The following is a 16,867-nucleotide window of genomic DNA, read 5'->3' as shown; positions in this document are numbered from 1 at the left end:
ATTTTCTACCCAGAATGTATTATGAATACACGAAAATGAAAAAAGAGACTCACATTTTACTATAATAAAATTGTCCACCTTCATCTATCGTTAGGAGAAAGATCTCATCAATTTCTTTAAAGCCTAATTCAGCTATTTTCTCCTTCAACCAGCTTAATGTTCCTACTTTTTCTAAATTTTTATGGACTACCTTTCCATCTAAAATCAAGACACTAGGATAGCCTTTTGGAGGTTGAGGGGGTAAATTTGAATTCCTAGGTGTTACCATATCCTCATTACTTTTTCTAATTACACTTATCTGGCCGTTTGATTCCAAAACAGCATAATCAATCTGATTTAAATCTGAAGTTCCTCTTAACCTTAGATCCATAAGTAAAGATTCAACTGTTAATTTTGTCCTCCGTAATTGCTTTTTCAGTATTTGCCCATTTTTAATAAGTATGAGCGGTTCATCCTCTATAATGCGACGAAAACGTGGTGTTTTTAGGGCAATATAAGATAAGCCTAAATGTAATATAGTAATTAAAGTGGCTGCGGCAAGTGGTCCAGCTAAAGGTATGTCTCCCGAAGACAGGGGATTACCAATGACATCACCGATGATGATTCCAAATAAAAAATCTAAAGGATTAATCGTTCCAATCGAGCGTTGCCCAAGCACTTTAATGACGATAAAAATATAGAGATAGACAATAAATGCGCGTATTAAAAAGCCCCAAACTGGTAAATCTTTTGCTCCAGACCAAAATTCCAACTCCATATTCGAAAATCCCCTTTCTCTTCATATTCTTCTTTAATTCCACTTTTTGGCCTGTTTTTAATGATGCAGGACAATGTATGGAACGATCAATGCATGTCTAGGTTTGGTTGAATTAACAACAATCAAGCGCTATTCCCATCTTTCTGGGATAGAAATAAGAACCCAAGACTATACTTATCTTGGGTTAAAAAACCGTTATGATGAATAGTTTTATTGATTAAATTGTGGTTCTTCTTGTATGATCTGCTGATAACGACCTTCCAATTGCGTGACAATATTTTTTTGTTGCTGTGCTAATTGTTGAAACGTTTGCTTCGCATCTTGGTTTTGCGTTTCTAAAGCGAATTGTGTCAGGCTTGCCTCCACACTTTGTGCTGAAGCAATGGCGGTTTGCATTTGTGTTTGAACGGTCATTCGTATTCACCCCTTTCCATCATTTAAGGTGCTCATAAATGCTAAAAAAATTCTCGTGAATGTGAGACAATTTCGTAATTAATAATATGGTCTCAAGGATTTTAAAGACTTGAAACGAGTATCTTGTAAAATAGTAGTTCCCATAATACTCCTTAAAAATCATTTTACCTTTAATTGTTATATCTACATTATCGGCATAGCAGAGAAGTGTATAAAAAAGAAGTATTTTTAAGAAAACACAGGGGTATTTTAAAATTAGCGTTTAAATGTATAAAAAATTTCTTGGATTAAATCAGTGACAATTAATTTAAATTAGGGTGATATGTTTGAAAGACTGCGAAAAAATACAAATGGGTTTTTATGAAAGTGCAGACAGTGGAGCAACTGTTTTACCGGTTTCCTATACTGAATGGGAAGAAAGAGCAAAAGAAAAATTAGCCGCAGGTCCTTTTGGTTATGTGAATGGTGCTGCTGGGGCAGGTGATACGATGAAGGCGAATGTAGATGCCTTTAAACAATATCGAATTCGTCCAAGAATTTGTCGAGATATTTCAAAGCGAAGTTTGGATATTTCATTATTTGGCAGTAAATATCCTGTTCCTTTTTTATTTGCACCGATTGGAGTGAACTCCATCGTTCATGCTGATGCTGAGGTTGCTCCAGCAAAATCGGCGGCTTCATTAGGGATTCCGTATATTTTAAGTAATGTTTCGACAACACCGATGGAAAAAGTTGCAGAAGCCATGGGCGATGCTCCAAGATGGTTTCAGCTTTATCCGCCAGTGAATCAAGATTTAACGAAAAGTTTTTTAAACAGAGCTGAAAAAGCGGGCTTTTCTGCTATTGTTGTAACAATTGATTCGACTCTTCTAGGTTGGAGGGAGACGGATCTTCGAAATTCCTTCCTCCCATTTTTAACTGGGGAAGGGATGGGAAATTACTTTACCGATCCTGTTTTTCTCTCAATGCTTGATGAACCTCCCGAACAAAATTTACAAGCAGCATGTAAAAAAGCCTTGAGTGAAGGAAACAATACCGGCTTTTCTTGGAAAGATCTCGAATTTATAAAAAAAGAGACTAAGCTACCTGTTTTATTAAAAGGTCTCACCCATCCAGATGATGCTCTTTTAGCAGTGGAACACGGAGCGGATGGCATTATCGTATCAAACCATGGTGGACGGCAACTTGATGGTGCAATTGCTACACTAGAGGCACTTCCTTCTGTTTGTGAAGCGGTGGAACATAAAGTTCCTGTTCTGATGGACAGTGGAATCCGTAGAGGAGCTGATATCATTAAGGCATTGGCATTAGGAGCGTCAGCTGTACTTGTTGGGCGCCCGTATATTTATGGTCTTGCGGTAGCGGGAGAAACAGGGGTCAAAGCTGTCATGGAAAATCTCATTGCTGAAACTGAACTACAGATGGCTATATGTGGAAGGAAGTCTATATCGGAAATAGATAAGTCCCTTGTGGTTAAGGTGTAAATAATCGAAATCAATTGAGTTACTCGGGTTTTGCTCGAGAACTCTTTTTTTTGTTTTGAAAAAACCCGATACCGAATAGTTTATATATTGAAACATATACTACTTGTTGTCATTATTAGATTTTATGGAGGGTAGGAAAATGAATATCAATATAGGGGATCGTGTCAGTCGTGTTGCCCTGATAGGGACTGGTTTTGTTGGTTCAAGCTATGCTTTTGCGTTAATGAACCAGGGAATAGTCAATGAGTTACTTATGATTGATGTCAATGAGGAAAAAGCCAAAGGGGATGTCCTGGATCTTAATCATGGAAAAGCTTTTACAGGGAATCCGACACTTATTAAATTTGGAAGCTACGAAGATTGCAAAAATGTTGATCTAGTGGTCATTTGTGCAGGAGCCAATCAAAAACCTGGAGAAACAAGACTAGACCTAGTAGAAAAAAACCTTAAAATATTTAAAGAAATCGTGGAAAACGTGATGGCAAGCGGATTTGATGGAATCTTTTTAGTTGCTACGAATCCGGTTGATATTTTAACATATGCCACATGGAAATATAGTGGATTACCGAAAGAACGTGTAATAGGTTCTGGTACGATTTTAGATACAGCGCGTTTCCGATACTTATTAGGAGAATATTTTTATGTCGCTCCCAAAAATATCCATGCTTATATTATTGGAGAACATGGTGATAGTGAATTGCCAGTATATAGCTCGGCATACATTGGAACACTCCCGATAAAAAAGTATATGCAGCGCAATGAAACATATAAAAAAGAAGATTTAGATGACATTTTTATTCGGGTGCGTGATGCAGCCTATGAGATTATTAAAAGCAAGGGTGCAACCTACTACGGAATTGCAATGGGGCTGGCCAGAATCACCAAAGCCATATTCTCAAATGAAAATGCAGTGTTGACAGTTTCCGCCCATTTGGATGGACAGTATGGGGAAGAAAATGTGTATATAGGGGTGCCATGCGTTATAAACCGAAATGGGATTCGTGAAATCATGGAACTCGAGTTAAATGAAGAGGAACAACAAAAGTTTGAGAACAGTGCGAATGTGTTAAAAACAATCCTTTCCCCATATTTTGATGAGGTGAAACCAAAAAGGTAACATGGTGAAAATGTATGGAAACAAAACCACTATCAAGTATTGAAAAATTAGCACTGTCTCGTCGTGACACATTTCAAAGCAGTAGGGTGATTTATTTTTTACGAGCCGTGTTAGCCAGTATGTTTATTGGGTTTGGGGTAATCGTTGCCTTTCGAACAGGTAATTTCTTCTTCATGCAGCAATCACCAATGGCATTTCCAATAGCAGCCGTCACATTCGGTGCCGCAATAATCCTCATTGCATATGGTGGAGGAGATTTATTTACAGGAGATACCTTTTATTACACGTATGCGGCCTTACGTAAAAAGATGAAATGGAATGTGGTCGGCCAAATGTGGCTTTATAGCTATATTGGAAATATAATTGGCGCCATTTTCTTTGCCTTTTTATTTTACATGACAGGCCTATTCCAAGGTGATTCTGTTAATGAATTTCTATTAACGGTTGCCTACAATAAAACACAACTCACCACTTCTCAACTGTTTTTTCGAGGGATTCTCTGTAACTGGCTTGTGTGCCTTGCCTTTTTTCTACCGCTGGGAATGCGTGGAGACGGACCTAAAATATTTATTATGATGTTCCTTGTATTCTGCTTTTTTATCTCTGGCTATGAACATAGCATTGCGAATATGTGTACGTTTGCCGTATCGTATGTGATGAATCATCCGGATTCTGTCACAGTCAATGGCGTTATCCACAATTTAATCCCTGTCACCGTTGGGAACCTCATCGGTGGCGGTGGTTTCATGGCATGGATGTATTTCTATGCAAATAAGGCAAATATTGAATGAGATTTGAAAGATCCAGCTGGTGCACTGGATCTTTTTATATGAAAAATATTCCAATTTCAAACTGAATGACTTATACTTGTATAAATTATGAGGGGGGAATTGGGATGGAGGATTGCTTTATATGTAAAAAACACAACGGTTTAATTCAAACAGCTGGGGAAACGATTTATGAAGATGACTTTGTCTATGTTGGCCACATTGATCATAGTGGTGAAGATAGTTACCTAGGTCATATTATGATTGATTTAAAAAGACATGCTCCAACTCTTGCTGATCTGACAATGGAGGAAGCGAAGGCATTTGGCATCATTATGGCAAGAGTGAGTAAAGCATTAAAAGAAAGCGAACAAGCAGAACATATTTATTCTTTTGTTTCAGGAAATGCGGTTCCTCATCTTCACATGCATATTGTCCCGCGCTATCCAAACACGCCGAAAGAGTTTTGGGGACCAATGTCTGTATATGATTGGCCACAAGCACCAATGGGGAATAATGAACAGATTGTACAGGTTTGTAGAAGACTAAAAGGCACCTTGGAGAAAATAAGCAATGAATGATTTTACATGGTGTGGTTCAGGGATTCATTTCATTGATACATTATCGGTTCAAAAACAAGGGAACATAACCATAGGCCGATTCGGTGGCAATTCTTCAGCTGGTCAAAGCAAAAATGAAGATGGGTGCCTTGTCTGGCAGAATGAACAGCAGGATTGGGAGTTCGTGATTCTCCTGGATGCACATCACACCGCTGAAAGTGCAGAATTGATTGTACAGGAATTTACGAAACAGCAAGGTTCAATTAAGTCTTTGTTTTCTGGAACACTCCCTGAGACCTTTAAGGATATTGAAGAGACCGTGCTTCAAATTTTTCAGAATCCAGAATTTCTAGGTAACTGCCGGAAAGTTAAAGGTTCTACCTCATGTCTTATTGTCCTTAGAAAAGATAAATACCTTTGGTGGTTTTCAGTTGGTGATTGTATCCTGTACTTGTTCCATCCAGAGTTAGAGAAACTCGGACAATATCAAGTGAATCAACGACATTTTTTTGAATGGATCGGCCAAGTGAACACCTTCGAACTGCCTGTCCCATGCTACAGTTCTGGTCGAAAAGAACTAAGGAAAGGTAACAACCATATATTTTTAACATCAGATGGTTTAATTGAATGTCCTGGTTTACCTTATAATCACCCTGAAAAGATACAGAAAGAATTTTTAGACCGTTCAAATGAATATGCCGTTGAAGCATTATTAAAGAAAATCCAATTGCTTAACGTAAGAGATAGCACGACAGTCATTTCTTGGTTTGTGAATTCCAATCAAGAAGCAAGTTTACCTTGCAATCAATAAGCCTTTCCTTGAGATGTTGTCCATTATTTGCTAAAATAGAAGGTACCGTCTTAAGGGGGAAATCAATATGCCAAAAGGTGTAGGCAAGGTAATCGCACAAAACAAAAAAGCAAATCATGATTATTTTATCGAAGAAACCTATGAAACAGGAATCGTGCTTCAAGGGACAGAAATCAAATCCCTTCGTAATGGTCGTGCAAACCTAAAGGATTCATATGCGCGTGTTCATAACGGTGAAGTATACCTGTATAACATGCATATTAGCCCTTATGAGCAAGGTAACCGATATAATCATGATCCACTGCGGACACGTAAGCTACTTCTTCATCGAAAAGAAATCAACAAATTGATTGGACTGACAAAAGAAGAAGGCTATGCACTTGTCCCAATTAAGATCTATTTAAAAAATGGCTATGCAAAGCTTTTATTAGGTCTTGGTAAAGGTAAGAAAAAGTATGACAAACGTGAAGACCTCAAGAAAAAAGAAGCAAAACGTGACATCGAGCGTGCCTTTAGAGAAAGACAGAAGATGTAATCTACCACTTCTTACAATAACTTACAATTGAAATTGTGAGGACATGTGCTATAATAAGACATGTGGTTGACAATTGAATAGTCAACGTAAGCAAGAACACTTCATCCGATACACCCAGATAACTGATGATTAAGTTCATCATTATCATTTTATAATGGGGACGCTACGGATTCGACAGGGGTAGTTTGAGCTTAAGTTGCGAGTCGAGGGGATCGGCCTCGTTAAAACGTCAAAGCCAATAACTGGCAAAGAAAACAACAACTTCGCTTTAGCTGCTTAATAACAGTCTATAGCGGTTCCTCCCTCCATCGCCCATGTGGTAGGGTCAGGGACTCACTTTAAGTGGGCTACGCCGGAGTTCGCCGTCTGAGGACAAAGGAAGAGAACAACCAGACTAGCTGCTTTGAAGCCTGTCGATAGGCTGAAGAGTTAGCGAAACGCTAATATATCGACTACACTCGTAGATGCTTAAGTGCCAATATCTTTGGACGTGGGTTCAACTCCCACCGTCTCCACCAAATACATATACTTGGTGGTTTAACACTCAATTTGTGACTTGAACCATAAGTTTGCCGTTTTGGCAAGGTTATGCTTCAAATAAACTTTTGGAAAACATATGCTTCAAATATGTAAGAACTGTAGAAATTAACCTTCTACAGTTCTTTTTATTTTAAATATTAATTATCTAAACAATCATTTATAGTTATTCTTTATACAAATTCTATAATTTCATCTAAATTTATTCTGGTTTTAGCGCGTTTTGGATCTTCCTTTCTATAGCCAAAAGCTACCATTACTGAAGGCTTCCAGTTTTCTCCTTTTATAAATTTTTGTTCTTTTAGGATGTTTTCCACTTCATCATAATTAAAGCCTTCCATTGGACAAGAATCTATTCCAATAAGAGCAGCAGATGTCATCATATTAGCCATAGCAATATAACTTTGTTTAGAGGACCAATCGTATAATGCTCGTTCGTTGTTTATAATTCCACGGGCTTCTTGCGTATCTTTTAGAGCATTGGATATAAACTCCATAATTTCGTCTGGCATCTTTTGAACGTCTTTCATATGTTTAAAAATATAATCAGAGTCATATCTAACATCAGTGCGACTTAGTATGATTATAAAATGACTTGCGGTATCAAGTTGACTTACTGCACCCAAAGAAACTTCTTTTAGTCGTTCCCTTAATTCAGCATTTTGCACAATTAAAAATTTCCAAGGTTCAAAACCTAATGAGCTTGGAGATAACCTTCCTGCTTCAAGTATAAACTTAAAATCCTCTTCTGAAATTTTTTTGCTGTCATCGAAATTTTTAGTTGCATGTCTAAACTGTAACGCATTAATTACTTGTTCTTTTACTAGAAAATCTGTATTCATGATTATTTTCTCCATTCTATGGTTAATTCTTGTTGTTGGTTTGTTGGACTAAATTTTGATTTAATCAATCTTGCCATTCTTTTTCTTTATGCAACTCTGTAAAGAGAGAGGAAATAGTCTCACTTTTTAATACTGTTATCCAAGAAGTTTCCGCTCTTTCCATTAAGTCACTTAGCACACATGCTTCTTTGTCCTTCTTATGAACCAATTCTCCTAAAACATTGTTGGAATAGTACAATGCTTGTTGTCCCTCGATTGCTAGGAAAATATCATTTATCCTTATTTCACTAGGGGTCTTTTTTAGTTTAAATCCCCCTTTTTTACCAGGAACTGAAGCAATTAGATCGGAATCTGCAAGCTTCCTTAATATTTTTTGAAAATAAGTCTTTGAAGCTCCTATCTGGTTACTTATTGCTTCGCCTGGCAAAACGGACTTAGCGGGTAACATACTAAGTAAACAAATTTTTTTACAAATTACATCGTTATTCAACCTGTCTTTTATGACCCAAATTAGAAACAGAAGCAACCTTGTATGGGACCGTGCATATTTTACGATAAACAGGGGTAGCGTAAGGAAAATGCTACCCGCCTATAAAATTTTTACAACTTCACTCAATTCTTTATTACAGGTCCAATCTAAACCTGGGATGGTAACGCATATCCAAAGTTTCTTCAATCCTTCCAATTCCTTGGTACAGACTAATCAGCCACTCATTCACTTTAGAGAGTTTAGTGCAATCTTAGCAGCCTGCGCAATCAGTTCATCGTCATATTTGGCATCCTCCGTATCATGGCGGGACATAATCGCAATGACAATTGGTTCTTTGTTTGGCGGCCAAACAACGGCAATATCATTTCTAGTTCCGTAACTTCCGGCACCACTCTTATCAGCGACTTCCCAGCCTTCAGGTGCGCCAGCACGAATTAGTGTATCTCCTGTAGCATTGCCTTTTATCCAATTAGTGAACAATTCACGTTTATCGTCGGAAAGTAAGTCGCTGACTGCGAAAGCTTGAAGATCCGCTGCAAAAGCTTTCGGTGTGCTGGTGTCACGAGTATCGCCTGGGTCGAATGCATTTAGATCTGGTTCGAAGCGATCCGCTTGGGTAACGTTATCACCTATTTGTCTTAAGGCTTGTTCAAATCCTTTAGGACCTCCCATTGCCTCAAATAGGAGGTTCCCTGCAGTGTTGTCACTGAATCGTACCGCTGCCTCACTTAATTCCAAAAGGGTCATCCCGGTATCCACGTGTTTCTCTGTAATCGGAGAATAGGTAACCAAATCATCCTCGGTGTAAGTGATAACTTCCTTAAGCTCTTCCAAAGAGTTCTGCTGTAGCAAGATGGCTGCGGCTAAAGCTTTGTAAGTAGATGCAAAAGCGAAGCGTTCTTCTGGTCGATATTCGATAGTCTGTTTCGTACCTGTATCAATCGCATAGACACCTATCTGAGCGTCAAACTCATTCTCGAGTTGGGCGAACTTTTCATCAGTATTTTCTCTTTGTTCAACTTTATTCTCCTCTTTTGACTGAGAATTAGTCGAATTGTCTTTATCCACGCAAGCAGTGAGTGTAATCACTGCAATCAACAAAATAAGCAGTGTAAAATGATGCATGTTGAATTTATGTTTATATGTTTTTATCAAATTCAAAACCTCTTTCTTGTTATTATCTATCCAAAATATAACTGGCTTCTATGGTCTAGCAATGATGAAGATTATAATATTTTCACTGTTTTCTGTACCATTACTAATACCACTAATAAAAAATCACTGATGTAGCCACGTAATACCCAAACTTGACCTCCTTCACCATGGACTACAACTGTAGTCTGATATTACAACTGTAGTCCGAAAGTGTCAACCTCTTTATACTAAAAAAATCCACACTCTTTCAGTTTATCACGCCGTTAAGGATATTAGTTTCAGTCCTTTTTACTAAAGATTGATAAAGTGATAAACTAATAATGTAAAGTTAAAATTCGATTACTATAGTGACTTTATAAAACTACAAAAGGATAGGGGAAATAGGAAACAAATTGGTGTTCACTTTTATGGAATAACCACAATAAAAGCTGTTGAAATTCTTGAAAGGAAACAGCGGAATGAAAAGTATTATAGTGATACTTCGGAAAATGGAGGTAAAGAAGTATGTTCTACACTCATTTAGTCACAAGTTTTATTGTATCCTCTATTACTATAGTGGTTATTTTGCTTTTTAGGAGATTATTCCCTAAACAACTTTCTGCAAAATGGCAATACAATTTATGGTTTTTATTGTTAATCGCATTAACGCTTCCACTTATACCGAAGCATTTGCTTCAATTTGAAAATCATATTTTATTCAATATAAATCAAAGTAATAGAGTTGGAGAAACTACTATCAGCACCACCGAAGGTTCTACGCTTAGTAACGTAAACTGGATGCAGGACTTTACGGTATCTGTCAATCATCTTAATCTGAAATTCTTGAATGTCGGATTAACTAGTATTTGGATTGCGGGCATGGTAGTTACGGCTGTACTGTACCTACATGCGTGGTTCAATTTGAAGAAAATTAAAAAGACAACAACAGTCTTGAACAACAAAGACATTTTACACTTATTTGAACGATGTAAGCATCGTTTAAATATATCTAAGCCTTTAATCGTAGGAGAATCACCACTTGTCAAATCTCCAATGACATTCGGTCTGTTTAAGACCTACGTTGTGCTACCGGTACATCTTGACGAACGGATGTCTATAAAAGATATTAAATACATTTTTATGCATGAATTGCATCACTATAAAAACAAAGATATAGCAACGAATTACCTCATGATCATTTATCAAATTTTGTATTGGTTCAATCCTCTTGTATGGATTGCTTTTAAAAGAATGAGAATTGATCGTGAGATAGCTTGTGATATGGCTGTTTTAAAATCTTTAGATGAGCATTATCATGCAGATTATGGGAATACGATTATTAATTTCGCAGATCAAGCATCACACTCAAAAGGTTTTGCTTGGGCCAATCAGTTTAACGGTCCCAAGGAGCAAATGAAAAAAAGGATTGAAAAAATCGCATCCTTTACAATTGAGTCAAAATGGATGAGGCTGAAAAGTATTTCAATCTTTACCCTTATGGGTGTATTTGTAGCAAGTCAGGTACCATTTGTTTCTGCAATGGCCACTAATAATGACCGTTACGATTTTAATAATGAACGCACGCTTTATGAAGATTTAAGCGATTATTTTATTGGATACGATGGAAGCTTTGTATTATATGATATGAAAGCTGGTCAATATAGCATTTATAATAAAGATAAAAGCACGCTGAGAGTTTCCCCGAATTCTACTTACAAAATTTATAGCGCATTAATTGGATTAGAGTCTGATGTAATAACAAGTGACAATTCCACTATGACATGGAATGGAACGAAATATCCTTATGAATCTTGGAATACGGATCAAAACTTATCAACTGCCATGAGTAATTCAGTAACCTGGTATTTTCAGGAATTAGACCAAAGAATCCCCCGAGAAACTATCCAAGCTTATCTGGAACAGATGGGCTATGGAAATTATGAACTTTCCGGTGGATTAGACTATTGGATGGAATCTTCATTAAAGATTTCTCCAGTTGAACAGGTAAAATTACTATCAGAGTTTTATACAAATCAATTTGAATTCAAGGACAAGAATATCCAAACAGTTAAAGATTCCCTTACATTAGAGGTAAACCGGGGTTCCAAGCTTTCAGGGAAAACGGGTACTGGCAACGTTAATGGAAAGAATATAAACGGTTGGTTCATTGGATTTGTAGAGACCAAGGACAATACTTATTTCTTTGCAACAAATATACAAAATGAAGATAATAGTTATGGAAGCAAGGCTGCGGAAATTACGTTATCAATTTTGCGAGATAAAGGAATCTATTAGCGAAGCAGGAAATGGGTTGAAGAATTTTGCAAGTCACCCAAAAGAAGGAGGAGGATAAGGTTGACGAAGAAAATCCCCAATATTTCTGAATCAGAATGGGAAGTTTTGAATGTTCTATGGAAAAAGGCTCCACAAACGGCCAATGACGTTATCTCCTCCATACAGGAGCAAACAGATTGGAAGCCGAAAACTGTACGTACTCTTTTGGATCGTCTCGTTCACAAAAAAGTGATAGGTGTCAATAAAAATCAGAGGGTCTATACTTTTTTTCCACTTTATTCGCAAGATGAATGTCAGCGCGCCGAGGCACAGTCTTTTATTAAGCGAATTTATGGTGGAACGTTAAGGTCGATGCTAGTTCAGTTTATCCAGGAAGATTCCTTGTCGGAAGAGGATATTAGAGAATTACGTTCAATTTTGAACGAAAAGCCTAAAAAAAAGTGAATCCAAAAATGAAGTTAGTGCTATTCATCAAAGACTTTAACGAACAGTTGCAATCATGAAATAAGGATCATCAAATTGATGGTCTTTATTTTTTTTTGTGAAAATATATCTGAACATTCCGTTAATATCCAAATAAAAAAAATCATGCGCTAATGAAGTAGTTTAGTAAAGTGAAAAATTAACCTTAGTATAAATCTCTGTTTATCAGTCTACCAATTTTTACATGTGAGTTTGTCTATAAAGAAGGATTGACACATATAGATTACAACTGTAGTATTGTATTACACTTGTAATCTAAACGAAAGTAAGAAAAATAAGTAATTAAAGGAAGTTTTTTGTGTTTTTTATACAAATAAGTAGGAAAGTAGAGGGGGCAAATGAAAAACAAAAATAAATTCCAAATCCCCATCAGATTAAACGTTCTTTTTTTCCTTGTCTTTATTTTGTTTTCTGTTCTAATCCTTCAATTGTTCTTTGTTCAAATAATAAGTGGAGAAGAATTTGAAAATGAGCTAAAAAGGCCAAATCAAGAAACTATTAAACTGCCAACGCCTAGAGGGATCATATATGATCGGAATTTTAATGTTCTTGTTGATAATGAACCAGTAAAAGCAATTACCTATACACCCGCACTAGGAACTACTGCTAAAGAACGTTTGGAACTTGCTCGAAAACTAACCGAATTTATGACAGTAGTTCCTGAGACAGAAAATCCTAGAGACTATTTTGAGGCTACTCTTACTGAAAGAGAATTAAAAGAATATTGGTATCTGTTAAATAAGGATAAAGCAGACAGCAGGTTATCTGAACAAACAAGATCAGAAATGGACAATGCAGAAGCTTATAACGCTACATTAAACCTTATTACCGAAAAAGAAATAAGTAATTTTACAAATAAAGATAAGGAAATAATGGCCATTAAAAAAGAATTAGATAAAGCAACTGAATTAACACCTCATATAATTAATAACGAGGGAGTGTCTGAAGAAGAATATGCAAAAATAGCAGAAAATTTGTCATCACTTCCTGGGGTCAGAATTTCCGTAGATTGGAACAGAAAATATCCATACGGTGAAACTATTCGAAATTTATTAGGCTCAATTACTACACATCAAACCGGAATTCCGGCAGATAAACAAGAACGATATTTAGCATTAGGATATAGTTTAAATGAGAGAGTAGGGAAAAGTGGTCTAGAAGAGCAATATGAAACTACTTTAAGAGGAAGTAAAGAACATATAATTTTAAATACAAATAAAAAAGGTGAAATTATAAGTAGTGAAGTTGCTAAAAAAGGAAAACGCGGTAAAGATCTGGTGTTAACAATCGATATAGAATTTCAAAAGACGGTCGATAAAATAGTAAAAGAAGAGTTAGAAAAAATGATAAAAAAATATCCATACGATAATCGTCATATGGAAGATGCCTTAGCTGTTGTTATTAGACCTAAAACAGGAGAGCTTTTGGCCGTATCAGGTCAACATTATGATCGTGAGAAAAATGAAACTGTCAATGTAGCATACAAAGTTTTGTATGACCAGCATATTCCAGGTTCAGCTGTAAAAGGAGCAACAGTTCTATCCGGATTAGAATCAGGCGTTATAAAACCAGGAGAAAAATTGTATGACGCCCCCATGAAAATTAAAGGAACTCCTGAAAAAAGCTCATATACTGATAACGCCTTAGGTTGGTTAGATGACATAAATGCATTAAAAGAATCCTCTAATATATATATGTTTTATATTGCTCTACGAATGGGTGGGGAATACAATTATCGCTATAATCAGTCTGTTACATTTAAAATGACGGCATTTCAAGAAATGCGTAACTACTTCAACCAATTTGGGCTCGGTGTACGGACTGGAGTCGATTTTCCTTACGAGGGAATAGGATATGTCGGGACAAACCCTGTAGCAGGTAACCTAATGGATTTTGCAATAGGACAATATGACACATATACGACTATGCAGCTCGCACAATATATTTCTACTATTGCAAATGATGGTTTACGGGTAAAACCGCATTTTCTTAAAGAAATTCATTACTCTACAACATCTAAAGATAAGATAGGTCCAATCTTTAAAAATGTAGAAACAGAACCAATAAATCATATCGTAATGGATCAAGAATATATAAAGCGAGTTCAAGAAGGGTTCCGCCGAGTATTTCAAGAACCTGGTGGAACTGCCTTTAATGAATTTAAAAATAAAGAATATAATCCAGTGGGGAAAACTGGAACAGCAGAAAACGTGGCTAACGGTGATTATACTGAAAATCTAACTCTTGTTGGATATGCACCATCTGACAATCCGGAAATAGCAATTGCGATTGTTGTACCTCATACAGGAAAAGGAGAACATATAAATGCAAAAATAGGTGAACGAATAATGGATGCCTATTTTGAATTAGGAAAAGCTCATTCATTATAAAAAATAAATAATAAGACTGATAAAAAAAGAATTGATTAAACGAATAGATATTGTATAACATATATTCAAAAAAATATATGTTGTAGTAAAAAGTTTTTATTAGAGAAAAGATTACTGATAATCAACTCAAATTTATTACTACGGAACATGAAGCAGGCAAAGAATAAGAATGGCCATTTAATAGATAGAAAAGAGGAAATGAAAATGAGAAGGAAAAGAAAAAAGGATCCCCGAAATAAGCTACGTATTTTTACGATCCTTCTTTTAATATTTGCCTTAATCATTGGTGTTTATTATGCAATCAAAGAAAATGATAGCGAACAAACGCCAGTTAAAGAAAGCCCAACTATAACTAATCCATCCGAAACTAAACCTTCCGGTAAAAATAAAGATTCGGAGAATGATCATAATTCAAATCTTGAGAAATTAGTAGAGGAAACGTTTTCCTTATCAAAGGTAGGTAAGGTTCCAAACATTTCCTTTGTTTCTGGTGAAACAGACTGGACGGAAGTAAATGAAGAGTGGGGAAAATCAGACCGTATTTCGGAAACTGTTAAAGGTAGGTATGAGGAATATGAAAGTCACCATGCTACAATCGGCTATGCCGACCAAACTGTTAATGATATACGATCCTATAATTCAGAACTACAAAATATCTCATTAAATGAAATTGAAAAAACAGGTGGACAACCTGATGCCATTCGATACTATAAAGATTCAACTGTTGACCAAATGATACTTGTCTATCATGCAACGGCATCTACTGATTTATTATGGGTTTTACCTGTAAAAACAGAGCAGGAACCAAATCCTAAGGTTGACCATATCTCACTCTTTACACAGATTGAAAAGATACCAAATCAACAACCACAAGTTGAAAAACCGAATCAACAAGGAAATCAATCCATTTCAGCGGTGATTTCTAAAATGAGCTTAGAAGATAAAATTGGCCAGATGATTCTTGCTGGGGTTTCGGGGACTTCAATAGACGCAAACGCAAATAAGTTAATAAGCCAATTCCATGTCGGAGGAATTATTTTTTACAAATATAATTTTGAAACCCCTACACAAGTCATTCAACTTGTGAATCAACTGAAAGCTAGAAATAGTTCGAGTCTACCGCTTTTACTAGGAGTTGACCAAGAGGGTGGACGTGTGACAAGATTGCCGGGTGGCCTTACTAACTTTCCTCCAAATAAACAGATTGGACAGGTAAATAATCCCGAGTTTTCTTATAAAGTCGGAACACTATTAGGGCATGAATTAAAAGAATTTGGTTTAAATCTCGATTTTGCCCCTGTTCTCGATATTAACAGCAATCCAAATAACCCAGTTATCGGGGATCGATCATTTGGGAACAATGCAGAAGTAGTAAGTAAACTTGGGATTCAAACGATGAAAGGGATTCAGTCTCAAAACGTCATCACGACAATTAAGCATTTTCCTGGTCACGGAGATACATCGGTTGATTCCCATCTGGACCTTCCAATTGTAAATAAAAGCCTTAAGGAACTTAAAGAACTAGAGTTAATTCCGTTTGAACGTGCGATTAATCAAGGCGCAGATGTTGTGATGGTGGCCCATATCTTATTGCCTCAATTAGATAAAACGAATCCAGGGACCATGTCAAAAGCTGTCATGACGGATTTGCTTAGAAAACAACTTGGTTTTACAGGAGTAATCATAACGGACGATATGACAATGGGAGCTATAACAGAACATTATGGTATTGGTAAAGCAGCGGTAGAATCAGTTAAGGCAGGAAGCGATATTATTTTAGTAGGGCATGACTATAATAATGTTGTAAAGATTATCTCCTCTTTAAAAACTGCTGTTCAAAATGGGGAAATTTCCGAACAAAGATTAAATGATAGTATAGAAAGAATTATTCAACTAAAAAGGAAATATAGCATTAACGACACGAAAGTAGATAACCCTAACATAAATGAAATAAATAATTCAATCAATAGTCTTATGAATAATTATTTACATTAATTATTCATATTGGTTTGTGGTTAACCTTATGATACGATCGGGTGCTTTAGCTGTACCAACGCAGAAGTTGCATCCATTACAGAGGGAGAAACAAATCCACAAGAAGTAAAAGACGGCATAAGTGGTAAATTGTAATAGCAGAAGACGCGGACTCACCGATTATGGTGAGTCCGTTTTTACATTTTGAAAAAGTATTCTTCAAATCTTATTTTCTTTTTTACTATTTCTGGACTGTACTTTCTATTACGTGGAGTAA

The 16,867-nt window shown here is 36.3% G+C and carries 15 protein-coding genes and 1 other RNA gene; 11 read left to right on the top strand and 5 right to left on the bottom strand.

Annotation, left to right across the window (positions count from 1 at the left end):
* Positions 1 to 49: 49 nt before the first annotated feature.
* Complete coding sequence (locus tag RGU12_RS18955) at positions 50 to 757, bottom strand: DUF421 domain-containing protein (RefSeq protein ID WP_309537422.1); 708 nt, start codon at positions 755 to 757, stop codon at positions 50 to 52.
* A 210-nt stretch (positions 758 to 967) separates the two neighbouring features.
* Complete coding sequence (locus RGU12_RS18950; protein ID WP_309537421.1) at positions 968 to 1,171, bottom strand: DUF1657 domain-containing protein; 204 nt, start codon at positions 1,169 to 1,171, stop codon at positions 968 to 970.
* Between the two features lie 350 nt (positions 1,172 to 1,521).
* Between RGU12_RS18950 and RGU12_RS18945 the strand changes: the two genes are divergently transcribed.
* The 7 genes from RGU12_RS18945 to ssrA all read left to right on the top strand — a co-directional run bounded on the left by RGU12_RS18945 (position 1,522) and on the right by ssrA (position 6,963).
* A complete protein-coding gene (locus RGU12_RS18945; protein WP_396232409.1) occupies positions 1,522 to 2,655 on the top strand; it encodes an alpha-hydroxy-acid oxidizing protein in 1,134 nt (377 codons plus the stop codon).
* A gap of 139 nt (positions 2,656 to 2,794) precedes the next feature.
* On the top strand, positions 2,795 to 3,772 hold the full coding sequence (locus RGU12_RS18940) for an L-lactate dehydrogenase (protein WP_309537419.1): 978 nt from the start codon (positions 2,795 to 2,797) through the stop codon (positions 3,770 to 3,772).
* A gap of 14 nt (positions 3,773 to 3,786) precedes the next feature.
* Positions 3,787 to 4,563, top strand: coding sequence for a formate/nitrite transporter family protein (locus RGU12_RS18935; RefSeq protein WP_309537418.1), 777 nt, complete (start codon positions 3,787 to 3,789; stop codon positions 4,561 to 4,563).
* Between the two features lie 104 nt (positions 4,564 to 4,667).
* A complete protein-coding gene (locus tag RGU12_RS18930; protein WP_309537417.1) occupies positions 4,668 to 5,120 on the top strand; it encodes an HIT family protein in 453 nt (150 codons plus the stop codon).
* Positions 5,113 to 5,910 (top strand): PP2C family serine/threonine-protein phosphatase, encoded by a 798-nt coding sequence (locus tag RGU12_RS18925; RefSeq protein WP_309537416.1) that lies wholly within the window; start codon positions 5,113 to 5,115, stop codon positions 5,908 to 5,910. Before RGU12_RS18930 ends, RGU12_RS18925 begins: the two co-directional genes overlap by 8 nt.
* Before the next feature lie 67 nt (positions 5,911 to 5,977).
* Positions 5,978 to 6,445, top strand: coding sequence for an SsrA-binding protein SmpB (smpB, locus tag RGU12_RS18920; protein ID WP_116353420.1), 468 nt, complete (start codon positions 5,978 to 5,980; stop codon positions 6,443 to 6,445).
* A gap of 156 nt (positions 6,446 to 6,601) precedes the next feature.
* Positions 6,602 to 6,963, top strand: a transfer-messenger RNA (tmRNA) gene (gene ssrA / locus RGU12_RS18915).
* Positions 6,964 to 7,155: 192 nt separating this feature from the next.
* Here the strand turns inward: ssrA and RGU12_RS18910 are convergent.
* From RGU12_RS18910 to bla, 3 genes are all read right to left on the bottom strand, one after another.
* Positions 7,156 to 7,824, bottom strand: a complete 669-nt coding sequence (locus RGU12_RS18910) for an NAD(P)H-dependent oxidoreductase (protein WP_309537415.1) — start codon at positions 7,822 to 7,824, stop codon at positions 7,156 to 7,158.
* Positions 7,825 to 7,888: 64 nt separating this feature from the next.
* Entirely contained in the window at positions 7,889 to 8,272 is a 384-nt protein-coding gene (locus RGU12_RS18905) for an Rrf2 family transcriptional regulator (RefSeq protein ID WP_309538289.1), read from the bottom strand.
* 267 nt (positions 8,273 to 8,539) lie between these two features.
* Entirely contained in the window at positions 8,540 to 9,439 is a 900-nt protein-coding gene (bla, locus tag RGU12_RS18900; RefSeq protein WP_396232408.1) for a class A beta-lactamase, read from the bottom strand.
* A 534-nt stretch (positions 9,440 to 9,973) separates the two neighbouring features.
* On the opposite strand from bla, the gene RGU12_RS18895 reads away from it, so the two are divergent.
* From RGU12_RS18895 to nagZ, 4 genes are all read left to right on the top strand, one after another.
* Positions 9,974 to 11,743, top strand: a complete 1,770-nt coding sequence (locus tag RGU12_RS18895; protein WP_309537413.1) for a BlaR1 family beta-lactam sensor/signal transducer — start codon at positions 9,974 to 9,976, stop codon at positions 11,741 to 11,743.
* A gap of 60 nt (positions 11,744 to 11,803) precedes the next feature.
* Entirely contained in the window at positions 11,804 to 12,187 is a 384-nt protein-coding gene (blaI, locus tag RGU12_RS18890) for a penicillinase repressor BlaI (RefSeq protein ID WP_309537412.1), read from the top strand.
* A gap of 377 nt (positions 12,188 to 12,564) precedes the next feature.
* Entirely contained in the window at positions 12,565 to 14,616 is a 2,052-nt protein-coding gene (locus RGU12_RS18885; protein ID WP_309537411.1) for a peptidoglycan D,D-transpeptidase FtsI family protein, read from the top strand.
* 204 nt (positions 14,617 to 14,820) lie between these two features.
* A complete protein-coding gene (gene nagZ, locus RGU12_RS18880) occupies positions 14,821 to 16,611 on the top strand; it encodes a beta-N-acetylhexosaminidase (RefSeq protein ID WP_309537410.1) in 1,791 nt (596 codons plus the stop codon).
* Positions 16,612 to 16,867: the final 256 nt, after the last annotated feature.

The organism is Ferdinandcohnia sp. QZ13 (assembly GCF_031324165.1).
In the GTDB taxonomy this organism is placed as follows: Bacteria; Bacillota; Bacilli; order Bacillales; family Bacillaceae_L; genus Ferdinandcohnia.
This window is presented reverse-complemented; position numbering and strand designations above follow the sequence as displayed.

What these genes read in the sequence shown, in the direction of transcription:
- RGU12_RS18945 (WP_396232409.1), top strand. Translation starts at nt 1,522, where the DNA reads ATGGGTTTTTATGAAAGTGCAGACAGTGGAGCAACTGTTTTACCGGTT.
- RGU12_RS18895 (WP_309537413.1), top strand. Translation starts at nt 9,974, where the DNA reads ATGTTCTACACTCATTTAGTCACAAGTTTTATTGTATCCTCTATTACT.
- RGU12_RS18885 (WP_309537411.1), top strand. Translation starts at nt 12,565, where the DNA reads ATGAAAAACAAAAATAAATTCCAAATCCCCATCAGATTAAACGTTCTT.
- bla (WP_396232408.1), bottom strand. Translation starts at nt 9,439, where the DNA reads ATGCATCATTTTACACTGCTTATTTTGTTGATTGCAGTGATTACACTC.
- RGU12_RS18905 (WP_309538289.1), bottom strand. Translation starts at nt 8,272, where the DNA reads ATGTTACCCGCTAAGTCCGTTTTGCCAGGCGAAGCAATAAGTAACCAG.
- RGU12_RS18955 (WP_309537422.1), bottom strand. Translation starts at nt 757, where the DNA reads ATGGAGTTGGAATTTTGGTCTGGAGCAAAAGATTTACCAGTTTGGGGC.
- RGU12_RS18935 (WP_309537418.1), top strand. Translation starts at nt 3,787, where the DNA reads ATGGAAACAAAACCACTATCAAGTATTGAAAAATTAGCACTGTCTCGT.
- RGU12_RS18925 (WP_309537416.1), top strand. Translation starts at nt 5,113, where the DNA reads ATGAATGATTTTACATGGTGTGGTTCAGGGATTCATTTCATTGATACA.
- smpB (WP_116353420.1), top strand. Translation starts at nt 5,978, where the DNA reads ATGCCAAAAGGTGTAGGCAAGGTAATCGCACAAAACAAAAAAGCAAAT.
- RGU12_RS18910 (WP_309537415.1), bottom strand. Translation starts at nt 7,824, where the DNA reads ATGAATACAGATTTTCTAGTAAAAGAACAAGTAATTAATGCGTTACAG.
- nagZ (WP_309537410.1), top strand. Translation starts at nt 14,821, where the DNA reads ATGAGAAGGAAAAGAAAAAAGGATCCCCGAAATAAGCTACGTATTTTT.
- RGU12_RS18930 (WP_309537417.1), top strand. Translation starts at nt 4,668, where the DNA reads ATGGAGGATTGCTTTATATGTAAAAAACACAACGGTTTAATTCAAACA.
- RGU12_RS18940 (WP_309537419.1), top strand. Translation starts at nt 2,795, where the DNA reads ATGAATATCAATATAGGGGATCGTGTCAGTCGTGTTGCCCTGATAGGG.
- RGU12_RS18950 (WP_309537421.1), bottom strand. Translation starts at nt 1,171, where the DNA reads ATGACCGTTCAAACACAAATGCAAACCGCCATTGCTTCAGCACAAAGT.